The organism is Streptomyces sp. NPDC025806 (genome assembly GCF_055558275.1).
Map to the genome: position 1 here is coordinate 394915 of NZ_JBVHMU010000005.1, position 12832 is coordinate 407746.

The window sequence follows — 12832 nt, forward strand, 5'->3', positions numbered from 1 at the left end:
CTCGCATCAGGGCCGGGCAGGCCTCTTTCTGGACCGAACGGCCCATGTCTGCGGGGTCCGCAGAGGTGCGAGCGTGAGAGGTGTCGTTCCAGGAGGAGCCATGGAGAGCAAGGTCCCGGAGAGAGCGGAACTCGGCAGCGTCGTGGTGGGTGTCGACGGATCGCCCTCGGCTCGCGCGGCGGCGCTGTGGGCGGCCACGGAGGCCGAGCGGCGTGGGTGCCCGCTGCACCTCGTCCATGCCACGGACACGGACCGGCGCATGCTGTACACGGACGCCGACACCATCCAGGACGTACGAGAGGCCGGCCGCGACCTGCTCATCGACATCGCGGAGGCGGTCGGCGCCGAACACCCCGACCTCACGGTCACGCGGGAACTGAGCCGACGGGAACCCGTCGCTGCGCTCCGCGCCGCGGCCGGCCGGCAGGGAACGGTGGTGGTCGGCAACCGTGGCCTGGGCGGCTTCGCGGCCCTGATGCTGGGCTCCGTCGGCCTCGGCGTGGCGGCCCGCGCCCAGGGGCCCGTCATCGTCGTACGAGGAGACGCGGATCGCCCGCACCACGCCTCCGTGACCGCGGCGGTGCACGATGCGGAGGATCTGGACTGGCTGCTCCTCGCCGCGGCGGAGGCTGAGGCGCGCAAGGCCGTGCTGCGGCTCGTGAGCGTGTGGAACGTGTTCACCCATGTGGGAGACGTCGCCACGATGCTCGACGACCTCGACGGCATGGCGCAGAAGCGGGTGCGGGCGCTGAAGGACCTGGCCGACCGGGTCCGTGAGGTCTGTCCGGATCTCGTGGTCGGCCATCACGTGGAGCCCGGAACGAGCACTCCGGGCATCCTGATCCAGGCGAGCGAGCACACGGATCTGATCGTGATGGGCAGGGGAGGCCGCCCGCTCGGTGTCGGACCCGCCCTGGGCCGCGTGGCACACGCCCTGATCCACCACGCCCACTGCCCCGTGCAGATCGTGCCGCACTCCACGGCTCCGGCCGAGCCGACCGGTGGCGAGGGCACATGAACGAGGTCGTGGTCGGTGTCGATCCCCGGGAAGTGTCCGTCCCGGCCTTGCTCTGGGCCGCCGACGAAGCCATGTGCCGGGGCCTGCGGCTGCGTCTCGTCTACGCGGTGCCGCCCGTCCACGACCACCTCGCGTACGACGCGCTCAACCACGGTGCCGCCCTGCGCGTCCGGGCGGGCTCCGCGCTCGCCGATGCCGACGGCCTGGTGCACGACCTGCACCCGGGTCTTTCGCCGGTGACGGAACTCGTCGACGGACCGCCGGCCGCCGTCCTGTGCGAACGCGCCGCCCGCGCGGCGCTCACCGTCGTGGGCTCCCGCCGTCTCGGCCGGGTCGCGGAGGTCCTGGCCGAGAGCTCGGTCGTCCTCCCGCTCACGGCCCGGGCCGACGGTGCCGTCGCCGTCGTGCGGTCCCCGGAGCACGCCGTGAACCAGCCCACCGTGGTCGTCGGCGTCGACGGCAGCGAGTCCTGCCGGGCCGCCGTCGCCTTCGCAGCCGACCAGGCGAGTCTGCGCGGGGCGCGACTGCGCGCCGTATGGGTCTGGCCCCGGCCGCTCTTCGAGGACGACGACCTGGCGGGAGGCCGCGCCGGGCAGCGGGCGCTGGCCGAGGCGATGGCCGGAACTGCGGAGCGCCATCCGGATGTGAAGATCACCGAGGAGATTCTCAAGGGCCGGCCGGTGCAACAACTGGCGGTGGCGGCGCACGAGGCGCTCGCGCTGGTCGTCGGGCGCCGGGGGCACGGGGGCTTCACGGGCCTGGGGCTCGGCTCGACCGCGTACGGACTGCTGCACCAGGCCGACTGCCCGGTGATCGTCGTCCCCGAGTCCGGTCCACCGGCGTCCGCCACCTGACGCCACATCGGGAGGCGCGGCATGTCACGACGTGAGGACCCGGGCACCGAGCCCGTACTGCCCACGAAGGAAACACCGGGACGCGCTCTCCGCCTCCGGGTGCTGATGGTCGCGCTGGTGTGCGGAGTCGTGGCCGCGGTCGCGCTGTGGCGGGCCGACGGACAGGCCCAGAACCAACGTGCCGCTCATCTGCATCACGTCACCGCCGTCACGACCGCGTCGGCCAAGACCCTGCCCGACGCCGGTTCCCGCTACGGAGTGCAACCGCGCACGGTCGCCTCCGCACGTTGGGAGCAGCCCGCGGGGGTGCCCCGTACAGGGAGAATCGATGTCCCGCTCGGAGCGGACAGAGGCACGACAGTGCGTCTCTGGGTCGACGACACCGGGGCACCCGCCCAGCCTCCGGGAACGGTCGCGGGCCGTGTGCTGGGAGCCCTCTCCAGCGGGGCGTTCGTGACAGCGACGGCCGGGCTGGCCCTGTTCGGCTGTCTGCGTCTGGCGCGTTGGCGCACGGAGCGGCACCTGCTCGCCGCCTGGGAACGGGAGTGGAGCGAGGTGGAACCCGTCTGGTCCGGCAGGCCTCGGCACGACTGCGGTCCGGAGGCGGACGACGGAGGGCAGGGTACGTGACGCCCCACGCGCCGGAGCGAACTCTGTCGGTGCCGGCCGAGCACCGGGTCATGGCCCCGCCGGGACGAGGACACGCTCATGACCGGGCTGCGACGGCCATCACCGTCCGCCTGCCTCAGTGCTTCCCGTCGGGGCCTTCGCGCAGCGTGTTCAGCCGGCTCCGGTAGTCCTCCTCGTCCAGCTCCCCGCGGGCCAGCCGCTCGCGGAGGATGTCCTCCGCCGAGGGAGCGGCCGGCGCGTGAGTGTGCTAGGGCGTGTGTCGAAAGTCCCGCCTGCCCCGCGGCGCCCGGCACGCACGCTCGCGGCGTTGCCGAAACGACCTAATAGCTCCGCTATGAGGACGCTCCGGCGCCTTGCGATCGCACGCACCGGACACCGCGGGGCCCGCCCTTCGGGCGAACGACGGGACTTTCGACACACGCCCTAGTGCGGCCGGTCGAGGGCACGGAAGAGCAGCACCGCGACGGTGATGATCAGCACCCAGAAGAGGATCATGCCGGCCGACATCGCGAACCAGCCCCAGCCGTTCACGTCGTGGTCGTACCAGAACATCATCGCCACTCACCTGCCCAGGTCGGGCCAGCCGTCTTCCGCCTCGGGGTCGGGCGCGCGGTCGTTCCCGGCGGCTTTCATGTCCTCGTAGGCGATGCCCTTCAGCCGGCCGGCCAGCTTCTCCAGAGCGCGGGCGGCGGCGAGTTCGTCGCCGATCTCGGAGACATCGGTGTCGATCGGGTTGCAGCGGGCGGTGCCGCGCTCCGTGAGCTGCGTGGTGCCGGTGTCGAGGTCGACCCGCGCCGTCGTGGAGCGGTCCTCCTCGAAGAGGTGGACACGGGCCGTCCATTCGGTGGTGTGCGACATGAGGTACCTCCAGGGATGTCCTGACCGTCCGCCCGCGTGGCGCGCCTCAGCGGTGCACCACGCGACGGCCGGTGAGCCGTACGGGGTCGAGCTTCATCCAGAGCGTGCGAGGGCCTCCGGCCCAGGGCCGGGAGCGGGCGAGCGCGCTCAGGTGCCGCTGCTCCCCGTCCGTGGTGGCCCCGAGTTCGCCGACGGCCAGGACGCTCCACCCTTCGGCCGTGACGTCGTCGATGCGATCGATCTCGAAGGCGACCTCGGTCTCCGTCGCGCTCGCGATGACGGCTTCGGCCGCCGTGCGGAACGCGATCGTGTGTCCCGTGACCAGGTAGTTGACGGGAAAGACCGCGGGCCCCTCGACGGTGAAGACGGCGACGCGGCCGATCCCGTGGGTGCCGAGCAGCCGGAGACACTCTGCCGTGTCCAGCGTTTCGAGAGCGGCGTCGCGCCGCTCGGAGGAGCGGCCCTCCACGTGGCCGGAGCTCGCACCGGTCAGGTCGTCGACGGTGACTCCGAGGGCGTCGGCGATCCGCACCAGGGTGCCGATGGACGGTGAGGCCGCGTGCTCCTCCAGGTAACCGATGTAGTTCCCGTCCACGCCGCAGCGGCGGCCGAGATCCTCGCGGCCCAGCCCGAGCGCCTCACGACGGGCGACCAGGCGCCGCCCGAGATCCGACTGCCCACCCACACCGGTCGCCCGGGACTCCGGGGCGGACGTCTTCGTTCCTTCGGCGGCCGGCTGCGGCCCGGTGTGCTGGGTCCTGGTCATGGTGCTCACGCTTCTCTGTCGGGTACGGGGAACGCCTCGCGTACGGGCCCTGCCCTCGGGAGGGACACCATCAGGCTGCGCCCCGGCCGTGCCGCCCCGCGTGGGCCGGTCGGCACCCACCGCGGGCCGACCGGGGTACGTCAGCGGGCGTAGGCGAGCGAGTCCAGACCAGCCCGCTGCACACGGTCGTCGAGGTCGACCATGCGGCTCCGGGTCGACAGGAGGCGTCGTGCCATCGCCGCGGCGACGCAGGCGAAGACCGCCTCGCCGACAGCCAGGTCCCGGGCGCAGAGCTCCCGCACGGCCTGCGCGTCGAACTCGAGAGCCTCCACCCGGGTGACCGCGGTGGCGCCGAGATGCCAGTGGTAGGGCTGCATGAGCCAGGAACAGCCGAGCAGCGCGCCGCCGACGAGAGTGTCCACCGTGGCGTTGCGACGGCCGGGGACATGGACGTCGAGCTCGACCCGGCCGGTCTCGATGATCCAGAAGCGGTCGGCGTGCTGCCGCTCGCGGAAGATGCGTGTTCCGGCGGGGAAGTGGACGCGGCGGGAGTGCTCCAGGAGCCGGTCGCGGGAGTCCCGGGGCAGCTCGTCCAGCAGCGTCCTCATCGCGGTCACGGTGGTCATGGTGCCCTCCAGCCCTTCCCTCACAGGGTCTCGCCCCGGGTGCGCGTGCGGGCAGGGCCGCGCAGGGCATGCCCGGGGGCCACAGGGCCCAGAGGCGGCGGACCACCTGCCCGCGTCCGACCGCGGCCCGTGCTTGGGCCGGTCGGCCCCGCGGAGGGGCCCACGGGGCTCATGTCCGGGACGGACCGGGCCGCCGAGACTGGAGGTGGCACGGACCGAGGAGGCCACCATGAGCACACCGTCGCCCACCCGGATCTCGGCGGGGATGCCCGCCGACTGCCGCGCGCAGCTGATGGAGCTGGCGCGCGAGGTCCGTTTCGACGCGGGGGAGCGACTCTTCAACGAGGGTGGCCGCGCCGACCGGTTCTGGGTCGTGAGGTCGGGAACCGTGACGCTCGACGCCCACGTCCCGGGCAGGCGCCCGGCCGTCATCGAGCGGCTGCGCCTCGACGAACTCGAGGAAGTCCAGGGAGTCCAGTTCGAAGGCGTCCTGCAGGGACATGTCCGGCGCGAGCGAGTCGAAGTCCGCGTCGGGGACGATGCGTTGTACGGCCTGGCGGACGAACGTCCGCGCCTCGTCGTGGTTCACAGCTCCTCCGGGCGTTGCAGGAAGCGGTCCACCGCGGTCAGCAGGCGGGCGCCGGTGGCGCCGTCGGCCGCGCGGTGATCCGCGGACAGGGTCGCCGTCACCGTGGGGTGCACCCCGAGCAGCCCGTCGACCGCCACCGGCCGGTGCACGATCCGGCCGAGACCCACGAGCGCCACCTGCGGCGGGTGGACGACCCCGAAGACGGCTTCGACGCCCTGATCACCGAGGTTGGTCACAGTGATGCTCGGCATGTCCGTGTCGGAGGACCGGAGACGGCCGCTGCGGGCTCGCGCCACCACGTCCTTGATCCGGGCCATGAGCTCGGCCACGGGGAGAGCGTCGGCGTGAGCCACGGACGGGGCGACCAGACCACCGCCGCGCAGGGAGACGGCCATCCCGAGGCGGACCTCGTCCGCGGGCGCGAACGCGTCGTCGATCCAGTGACCGTTGAGCTCCGGCACCTGGTGTGCCGCGAGGGCGATCGCCTTGAACATGAGGGCGGCAGGTACGAGGCGTGCGGACAACGGCAGTTCACGATTGCGGTCGTGCATCCAGTCGAGGGCGGCAGCCATGTCCACGGTCGTGGAGAGGTAGAAGTGGGGGATCTCCCGCTTGGCCCGGGACATCAGGTGGGCGATCGCCGTCCGGGCGGTGGCCGGGGAGCGGGGCCGGGCGGGCTCGGTCCCGTCCGGGGCGGTTCTCACGTCATGGGCGCGTACGATCCCGCCTCGACCGGTGCCCGTCACCTCGGAGAGGTCGACACCGAGTTCACGGGCGAGCTTCCTCGCGAGCGGTGACGCCTTCACCCGGGTCGCGGGGCGGTGCGGTGCTCGCGCGTCTCCCGGCCGCCCACCGTCGTGGTGTCCGGCGGACCCGTTGTCGACGGGCTCTCCGGGCTTCGAGTGTTCGGTGACCGGCGCGCCCGCAGCGGGCTCTCCCGCGCTCGACACGTCCGCCCGGGTGACCCTCCCACCGGGACCTGAGCCGTGGACCGTCGCGAGGTCGATGTGCCGCTCCTCGGCGATGCGGCGCACCAACGGCGTTGTCGGGCGGGGACGTTCGCCGACGGAGGGGGCGATCCGCGCGAGCGGCGCGCCCACCGGGACGGTCGTGCCCTCGTCGACGAGGAGGGCGTCCACCGTGCCGGTGTCGAAGCACTCGACCTCGATCGCGGACTTGGCCGTCTCCACCACCGCGACGACGTCGCCCCGCGTGACCCGGTCGCCCGGCCGCACCAGCCACTGGGACAGGGTCCCCTCCTCCATGTCGGCGCCGAGGGACGGCATCGTGAACTCGGCCATCTCAGTCCACCACCCGGTGCGCCGCCGCGACGATGTCCTCGGGCTGGGGGAGCGCTGCCTGTTCCAGCCGACGGGCGTACGGGACGGGGACCTCCGCGCTGCACACCCTCTCCACCGGAGCGTCCAGGTCGTAGAAGGCCTGTTCGCAGATGCGTGACTCGACCTCGGCGGACAGGCTGCCGCTGCGCCAGCCCTCGTCGACGACGACGGCGCGGTGGGTGCGCCGCACCGAGTCGAGGATCGTGGTGTCGTCGAGGGGGCGCAGGCTGCGCAGGTCCACGACCTCGGCGTCGATCTTCTCGTCCGCGAGTCCTTGTGCGGCCTCCAGGGCCTTGGGCACACAGCCGCCGTAGGCGATGACGGTGACGTCGGTGCCCGGCCTGCGGACCGCGGCGCTGGTGAGATCGACTCCGTGGACCGCGGGATCGAGTGTGCCCGTGGCGTTGTAGAGGCTGCTGTGTTCGAAGAGGAGCACCGGGTCCGGGTCGGCCAGCGCGGCGGCCAGGAGGTGCCGTGCGTCGTCGAGGGTGGCCGGTGCCAGCACGTGCAGGCCGGGGATGTGGGCGTACCAGCCTTCCAGGCTGTGGGAGTGCTGGGCGGCCAGTTGCCGGCCGGCGCCCGTCGTCATCCGGATCACCAACGGAACGGCGAGCTGACCGCCCGACATGTGCCGCAGCGTCGCGGCGTTGTTGAGGATCTGATCGAGGGCCAGGAGACTGAAGTTGACCGTCATGATCTCCACGACGGGCCGCATCCCGGCGAGGGCGGCGCCGATTCCGGCTCCGACGAACGCGGACTCCGAGAGCGGGGTGTCCCGCACCCGTTCCGCGCCGAACTCCTCCAGGAGTCCCAGGCTCACCCCGAAGCATCCGCCGTACTGCCCGACGTCCTCGCCCATCAGGAAGACCCGGTCGTCGGAGGCGAGCGCCTCGCGCAGTCCTTCGCGCAGCGCCTCCCGGTAGGTGGTGGTGCCGTTCTCCGGGTGGGTGCCGGGGCGGCTGCTCATGACGCCGCCTCCTCCCGGTCACCGGTCACGTGGTCGAGCAGCGTCTCGACCGGCTCCTCGGGTGCTCGTTCGGCGGACGTGACCGCCCGGTCGATCTCCTCGCCGATCGCGTGCTCCAGCGCGTCCAGGGCGGCGGAGTCGACCAGTCGGGCGGTGCGCAGGCTCTCGCCCAGTCCTGAGACCGGATCGCGCCGCTTCCACTCCTCGACCTCCTCCTTGGGCCGGTACCGGTCCGGGTCGTACATCGAGTGGGCACGGAATCGGTAGGTACGGGCCTCGATGAAGTGCGGGCCGCCGCCGGCCCGTACGGCCTCGACGGCGCCGCGTGCCGCCTTCTCGACGGCGTGCACGTCCATGCCGTCGACGGCCCAGGCGGCCATCCCGTACGACGCGGCACGCATCGCCAGGTCGGTCTGGGCGTGCTCGCGGCGCAGCGCGGTGCCCATCGCGTACCGGTTGTTCTCGCACACGAAGAGGACGGGCAGCCCCCAGAGAGCGGCCAGGTTCGCGGTCTCGTGGAACTCGCCCTCGGCGAAGGCCCCGTCACCGAAGAAGCAGCACGTCACGCGGGGTTCCCCGCGCAGGCGGTCGGCAAGGGCCAGACCGGCCGCGAGCGGGAGGCCGCCGCCGACGGTCGCGTTGCCGCCGTAGAAGCGGCGCGCGGCGTCGAAGAGGTGCATGGAGCCGCCCCGGCCATGGCTGCATCCCGTGGTCCTGCCGTACATCTCCGCCATGACGGCCTCGGGCGGCACACCGCGGGCGAGGGCGTGCCCGTGTTCGCGATACGTCGAGACCACCGCGTCCCGGTCGTCGAGCGCCTGGTGAACGCCGACGGCGACGGCCTCCTCACCGATGTACAGATGGACGAAGCCCCGGATCGCGCCGGCGCTGTACAGCTCGACGCACCGTTCCTCGAAGCGGCGGATCAGCAGCATCTGCCGCAACAGGTCCAGCTCATGGGCTGTTTGTGGCGAAGGGGTGGGGGCGCCACGAGCGGTGGTGCGGCGGGTGCGCTTCGCGCTGCCGCGTGTGGTGGCCATCTTCTACGGCTCCTTGTGCGCGGTGCCGGACGCCGACGGCGGCTCCAGGGTGGACAGGTCTCCTTCGGGCAGGCCGAGTTCGCGGGCTCGCAGCAGACGGCGCATGACCTTGCCGCTGCGGGTGTGCGGGAGATCGTCGGCGAACTCGATCTCACGGGGCGCCGCGGCCGGCCCGAGGCGCCGACGGCCGAACGCGACCAGATCGCGCTGCAGTTCGGTGCTGGGCGGATACTCCTGGCGGAGCAGCACGAAGGCTTTGACGACGGCTCCCACCAGCGGGTCGGGGCGCCCGATGACACCCGCCTCGGCAACCGCCGGGTGCTCCATGAGCGCGCTCTCGACCTCGAAGGGCCCGATCAGGTGTCCGGCCGACTTGATGACGTCGTCCGCGCGGCCCACGAACCGGAACCGGCCGTCGGCGTCGCGGGTGACCAGGTCTCCCGTCAGGTACCAGCCGTCGGCGAAGCAGGACTCGTAGCGACGGGGCTCGTGCAGGTAGCCGCGGAACATCGACGGCCAACCCGCGCGGAGGGCCAGTTCACCCTCCGTGCGAGGCTGCTGTACGAGGCGTACCTGCCCGCCGTGGACCGTGGCACGTCCGTCCTCACCGCATGCGAGGACGGCCGCCTCGATGCCCGGCGCCGGCCGCCCCATGGATCCGGGGTGCACGGGATCGGCAGGGAAGTTGGCGATCATGATGGCTCCGGTCTCGGTCTGCCACCAGGTGTCGTGCACGGCCAGGCCCAGGGTCTGCCGTCCCCGGCGCACGGTCTCGGGGTCGAGCGGTTCGCCGACGCAGGCGATGAAGCGGAGGGCGGACAGATCGTGCCGGGCCGTCGGCGGGGTGCCGTCGCGAGGCGCGGCCCGCATGAGCAGCCGCAGGGCCGTGGGTGCTGTGTACCAGACGGTGACGTGCTGGTCGGCGAGGATGCCGTACCAGCGGGCGGGGGCGAAGTTGCCCTCGTCGACCACGGTCGTCACGCCGAGGCCAGAGGGGCGATGATGCCGTAGGACATGCCGGTGACCCAGCCGGGGTCGGCGGTGCACCAGAAGACATCGCCCTCGCGCAGGTCGAGCGCGTCGGCCGCGGTCACCCGGTGCGCCAGTACCGCCTCGTGTACGTGCATCGCGCCTTTCGGGGTGCCCGTGGTGCCGCTGGTGAAGTGCAGGAGGGCCAGGTCGCCCGGCGCGGTCGGCCCCACCGTGTACGCCTCGGGCTCCGCGTCCGTGAGCGCGGGGAGGGAGAGTGTGCCCGGAGGGGGTGTCTCGCCGGGGTCGACCAGCAGGACGTGGCGAAGGTGCGGCAGCCGGCGCCGGACGGGTGCGACCTTGGACTCGTAGAGATGCCGTGTCGTCACCAGGACCCGCGCGTCGCCCAGCTTCATCCGCAGTGCGATGGGCTCGGGCCCGAAGGCGGTGAAGAGCGGGCACACGACACGGCGTGCGCGCAGCGCTCCCAGCACGGTCGTGTACAGCTCGTGACGGCGACCGAGGAGGGTGAAGACGTGCTCGCCCAGGCTCACCCCGAGCGTGTCGAGGGCGTGGGCGAACCGGGAGCTGTCGCGGGCCAACTGGTCGTAGCTGACTGTCTGCACGCAACCGTCGGGGGCGACGCAGCGCAGGGCGGTTCGTGCGCCGTGGCCGTCCCGCAGGTGGCGGTCGACGGCTTCGTAGCCGATGTTGACCCCGCCGCCGGGCAGGCCGGCCAGGCTGGAGCGTTCGGCCTGCCAGGAGAACGAGGCGCGGGCGCTGTCGTAGTCAGGCATGACCGGTGCGACGGCGAGCCTGCCCATCACGGTGACTCCGCTCCGGCAGCGGCTTCGGCGTGATCGCGCTCGATGGTTTCGTGCAGGGCGACCACGCCGTCGACGGAGCGGCAGAGCCGCACGATCACCGGGACGTCGGCCTGGTCCTCGACACGGCCGGTCAGTGTCACGACTCCGTCCCGCACGCTGATGCGCAGGGCGCCCGGTGTCAGACGCAGGGTGTCGCCGAGGACGTCGTGCTCGATCTCGTCGTGGATGGCGGAATCACTGCGCAGGAAGGGACGCAGGAGGTCGCTGCGGCTGACGAGGCCGACGAGCCGGCCGGTCTCGTCGGTCACGGGCAGCCGCTTCAGGTGTTTGCGGTGCAGGACGCGGGCGGTCTCGACGAGATTCCAGGCCGGGTGGGCCGTGATCGCGGGGGCGCTCATCAGGTCGGCGGCCGTCTCCGCGTCGGGAAGGCCACGCTCCTGGGACAACAGCCGGACACCCGCCGCGCGGCCCTCCAGGTCCGGGAGCTCGGCGGGGGTCCGCAGCAGATCGGCTTCCGAGACCACACCGAGCACGTGCCGGGAGCCGTCGACCACCGGAACGGCGGAGATGTCGTGATCGGCGAAGAGGCGGGCGACCTCCTTGAACGGGGTGGTGGGAGCGGCGGTGACCACGTCGTGCGTCATCACCTCGAAGACGGTGCGGTGCTGCATGACGCTCCTCCTTCCCGCGACCGGCGCCCCCGTGCTTCCCACCCTGAGCCGTGGACCGTGCCGACAGGAGTGCCGAACGGTCCCCTTGTGGGACCGATCGCCCCTATGGGCCCGGTGACGCGGGCGCCAGTCTGGAGGCGGAGGCCGCCGCGGCGTGGAGACGTCGTGTCTTCCCGCTCGTTCCGCGTGCCGGAGGAGGACAGCGCCATGACCGCAGCCGGAACTCGACAGGACCGCGACCAGGACCGCGCCGGTCTCTGGGCCCACCTCGGCGACCGGCTGATCGTCGGCGGTTCCACCGTCGGTGACCACGGGCGCGACGGGGAGATCGTCGGACTGCACCACGGCGACGGCACGCCGCCCTTCGACGTCCGCTGGTCGGACACGGGCCGGATCTCCATCGTGTTCCCCGGCCCGGACGCGCGGGTCCAGCACTTCACGCACGCCGACGCGAAGCCGACGGCCGCACGGCGGTGAACGAGGTCCGTGAGGGCCGGGACGGGGACCGACCGGCCCTACCCGCACCGCGCCGACCCGGGGGAGTGTGGAAACGATCCACTTCGCCAACGGGAGGCGGTGAGGACGATGCGATCGTCCGTGGTGGTGGGCGTCGACGGATCCGACGCCAGTCTCACAGCCCTGGACTGGGCGGTCGACGAAGCGACACGGCACGGGCACCCGCTGCGTATCGTGAACGCCTCGCTGTGGGAACGGTACGAGGGCGTCGTCCCCAAGTGGGCGACGGACCGGCCCTCGGGACAGGTGCTGGCGGAGAACATCGTCGGCATGGCCGAGGACCGGGCCCGGATCCGTGCCCCCGGCCTCACCCTGTCCGGGGTGGTGCTCGCCGAGGACGCGGCCGGCGCCCTGCTCCAGGAGGGGCAGGAGGCCCTGATGGTGGTCGTCGGCTCCCAAGGGCGCGGCGAGGTCCGCGACCTGCTGCTCGGATCGGTGGGACTGATCGTCGCCGCACGATGCCACGGCCCCGTCGTGGTCGTCCGGGGGGACCAGCACGCTCTCGAGGCACACCACCAGCGCGTCCTCCTGGCCGTCGGCGAACACGACGTCGACTCGTCCGCCGTACGTTTCGCCTTTCGCGAGGCCGCCGTCCGCGACGTCGACCTCGACGTCGTGCACACCTGGCGCGAACCCGCCCATGAGCAGGTCGACCACCCCCTCCTCGCCGGAACACCCCGGTCCTACAGCGCCCACCAGGCCTCGGACCTCCTCGACAAAGCACTGGAACCGGTGGTGCGCGCCTACCCCGAAGTCCGGTTCCACCGGACCACCGTCGAGGGTCCTGCGCACCGGGTGCTGGTCCAGCGTTCCGCCGCGGCCGACCTGCTGGTCGTCGGAGCGCGCCGGCAACGGCACGCCGTCGGCCTGGAACTGGGCCGAGTCGCTCACCGTGCTCTGCACCACGCGTCCTGTCCGGTCGCCGTCGTACCCCAGGAACGCCGCTCCGCCCCGTCGGACACGTGACAGGACACGGTGCTCCCACCCGATTCCGGGGCCCTCCGGCCCCGGCCCCCGATGGGCCGACCGGTCCCGCCGCCTGCCCCCTCGGCACTGGGAGCGGCTCTCCGCGGCAGGCACCGTAGGAGGACAAGGGCGACACCGAAGAGCCATCCGGTTTCCAGAGGTGAGCACGATGGAACAGACGCGGATCATCCGCCG

16 protein-coding genes and 1 pseudogene are annotated in these 12832 nt (G+C 72.5%); 6 read left to right on the forward strand and 11 right to left on the reverse strand.

The window, feature by feature from the left end; genetic code table 11:
* Positions 1-100 precede the first annotated feature (100 nt).
* The 3 genes from ACZ4E1_RS14640 to ACZ4E1_RS14650 are packed head-to-tail and all read left to right on the forward strand — an operon-like array spanning position 101 to position 2502.
* The gene (locus tag ACZ4E1_RS14640; protein WP_467539342.1) at positions 101-1018 is read left to right on the forward strand and encodes a universal stress protein; all 918 of its coding nucleotides are present in this window, start codon (positions 101-103) and stop codon (positions 1016-1018) included.
* Positions 1015-1872, forward strand: coding sequence for a universal stress protein (locus ACZ4E1_RS14645; protein WP_467539344.1), 858 nt, complete (start codon positions 1015-1017; stop codon positions 1870-1872). The genes ACZ4E1_RS14640 and ACZ4E1_RS14645 overlap by 4 nt, the downstream gene beginning before the upstream one ends.
* A gap of 21 nt (positions 1873-1893) precedes the next feature.
* The gene (locus tag ACZ4E1_RS14650) at positions 1894-2502 is read left to right on the forward strand and encodes an Rv1733c family protein (RefSeq protein ID WP_467539346.1); all 609 of its coding nucleotides are present in this window, start codon (positions 1894-1896) and stop codon (positions 2500-2502) included.
* Positions 2503-2617: 115 nt separating this feature from the next.
* On the opposite strand, the gene ACZ4E1_RS14655 is transcribed toward ACZ4E1_RS14650, so the two are convergent.
* The 5 genes from ACZ4E1_RS14655 to ACZ4E1_RS14675 all read right to left on the reverse strand — a co-directional run bounded on the left by ACZ4E1_RS14655 (position 2618) and on the right by ACZ4E1_RS14675 (position 4752).
* Entirely contained in the window at positions 2618-2713 is a 96-nt protein-coding gene (locus ACZ4E1_RS14655) for a hypothetical protein (protein ID WP_467539599.1), read from the reverse strand.
* Between the two features lie 212 nt (positions 2714-2925).
* The gene (locus ACZ4E1_RS14660) at positions 2926-3057 is read right to left on the reverse strand and encodes an SHOCT domain-containing protein (RefSeq protein WP_467539348.1); all 132 of its coding nucleotides are present in this window, start codon (positions 3055-3057) and stop codon (positions 2926-2928) included.
* A gap of 6 nt (positions 3058-3063) precedes the next feature.
* Complete coding sequence (locus ACZ4E1_RS14665; protein WP_467539351.1) at positions 3064-3360, reverse strand: dsRBD fold-containing protein; 297 nt, start codon at positions 3358-3360, stop codon at positions 3064-3066.
* A 46-nt stretch (positions 3361-3406) separates the two neighbouring features.
* The gene (locus ACZ4E1_RS14670; protein WP_467539354.1) at positions 3407-4126 is read right to left on the reverse strand and encodes a helix-turn-helix domain-containing protein; all 720 of its coding nucleotides are present in this window, start codon (positions 4124-4126) and stop codon (positions 3407-3409) included.
* 140 nt (positions 4127-4266) lie between these two features.
* A complete protein-coding gene (locus ACZ4E1_RS14675; RefSeq protein ID WP_467539357.1) occupies positions 4267-4752 on the reverse strand; it encodes a Crp/Fnr family transcriptional regulator in 486 nt (161 codons plus the stop codon).
* A 229-nt stretch (positions 4753-4981) separates the two neighbouring features.
* Here ACZ4E1_RS14675 and ACZ4E1_RS14680 point away from each other — a divergent pair, with 229 nt between their 5' ends.
* Positions 4982-5419: a cyclic nucleotide-binding domain-containing protein gene (locus tag ACZ4E1_RS14680; protein ID WP_467539361.1), complete on the forward strand. Its 438-nt coding sequence runs from the start codon at positions 4982-4984 to the stop codon at positions 5417-5419.
* Here ACZ4E1_RS14680 and ACZ4E1_RS14685 read toward each other — a convergent pair.
* The 6 genes and pseudogenes from ACZ4E1_RS14685 to ACZ4E1_RS14710 form a co-directional block, all read right to left on the reverse strand.
* Entirely contained in the window at positions 5338-6642 is a 1305-nt protein-coding gene (locus ACZ4E1_RS14685; RefSeq protein ID WP_467539364.1) for a dihydrolipoamide acetyltransferase family protein, read from the reverse strand. The two genes, ACZ4E1_RS14680 and ACZ4E1_RS14685, sit on opposite strands and share 82 nt — an antisense overlap.
* A 1-nt stretch (position 6643) precedes the next feature.
* Positions 6644-7648, reverse strand: coding sequence for an alpha-ketoacid dehydrogenase subunit beta (locus ACZ4E1_RS14690; protein WP_467539367.1), 1005 nt, complete (start codon positions 7646-7648; stop codon positions 6644-6646).
* Positions 7645-8688, reverse strand: coding sequence for a pyruvate dehydrogenase (acetyl-transferring) E1 component subunit alpha (pdhA, locus tag ACZ4E1_RS14695; protein WP_467539370.1), 1044 nt, complete (start codon positions 8686-8688; stop codon positions 7645-7647). The genes ACZ4E1_RS14690 and pdhA overlap by 4 nt, the downstream gene beginning before the upstream one ends.
* A gap of 3 nt (positions 8689-8691) precedes the next feature.
* A complete protein-coding gene (locus tag ACZ4E1_RS14700; RefSeq protein WP_467539600.1) occupies positions 8692-9198 on the reverse strand; it encodes an AMP-binding enzyme in 507 nt (168 codons plus the stop codon).
* A gap of 42 nt (positions 9199-9240) precedes the next feature.
* Positions 9241-10481, reverse strand: a pseudogene (locus ACZ4E1_RS14705) (AMP-binding protein); the annotation flags it as partial.
* On the reverse strand, positions 10481-11155 hold the full coding sequence (locus ACZ4E1_RS14710; RefSeq protein WP_467539372.1) for a CBS domain-containing protein: 675 nt from the start codon (positions 11153-11155) through the stop codon (positions 10481-10483). The pseudogene ACZ4E1_RS14705 and the gene ACZ4E1_RS14710, both read right to left, overlap by 1 nt.
* 207 nt (positions 11156-11362) lie before the next feature.
* On the opposite strand from ACZ4E1_RS14710, the gene ACZ4E1_RS14715 reads away from it, so the two are divergent.
* Both ACZ4E1_RS14715 and ACZ4E1_RS14720 read left to right on the forward strand, forming a co-directional pair.
* Complete coding sequence (locus tag ACZ4E1_RS14715) at positions 11363-11632, forward strand: DUF1918 domain-containing protein (RefSeq protein ID WP_467539375.1); 270 nt, start codon at positions 11363-11365, stop codon at positions 11630-11632.
* A 108-nt stretch (positions 11633-11740) separates the two neighbouring features.
* A complete protein-coding gene (locus ACZ4E1_RS14720) occupies positions 11741-12637 on the forward strand; it encodes a universal stress protein (RefSeq protein WP_467539377.1) in 897 nt (298 codons plus the stop codon).
* Positions 12638-12832 lie beyond the last annotated feature (195 nt).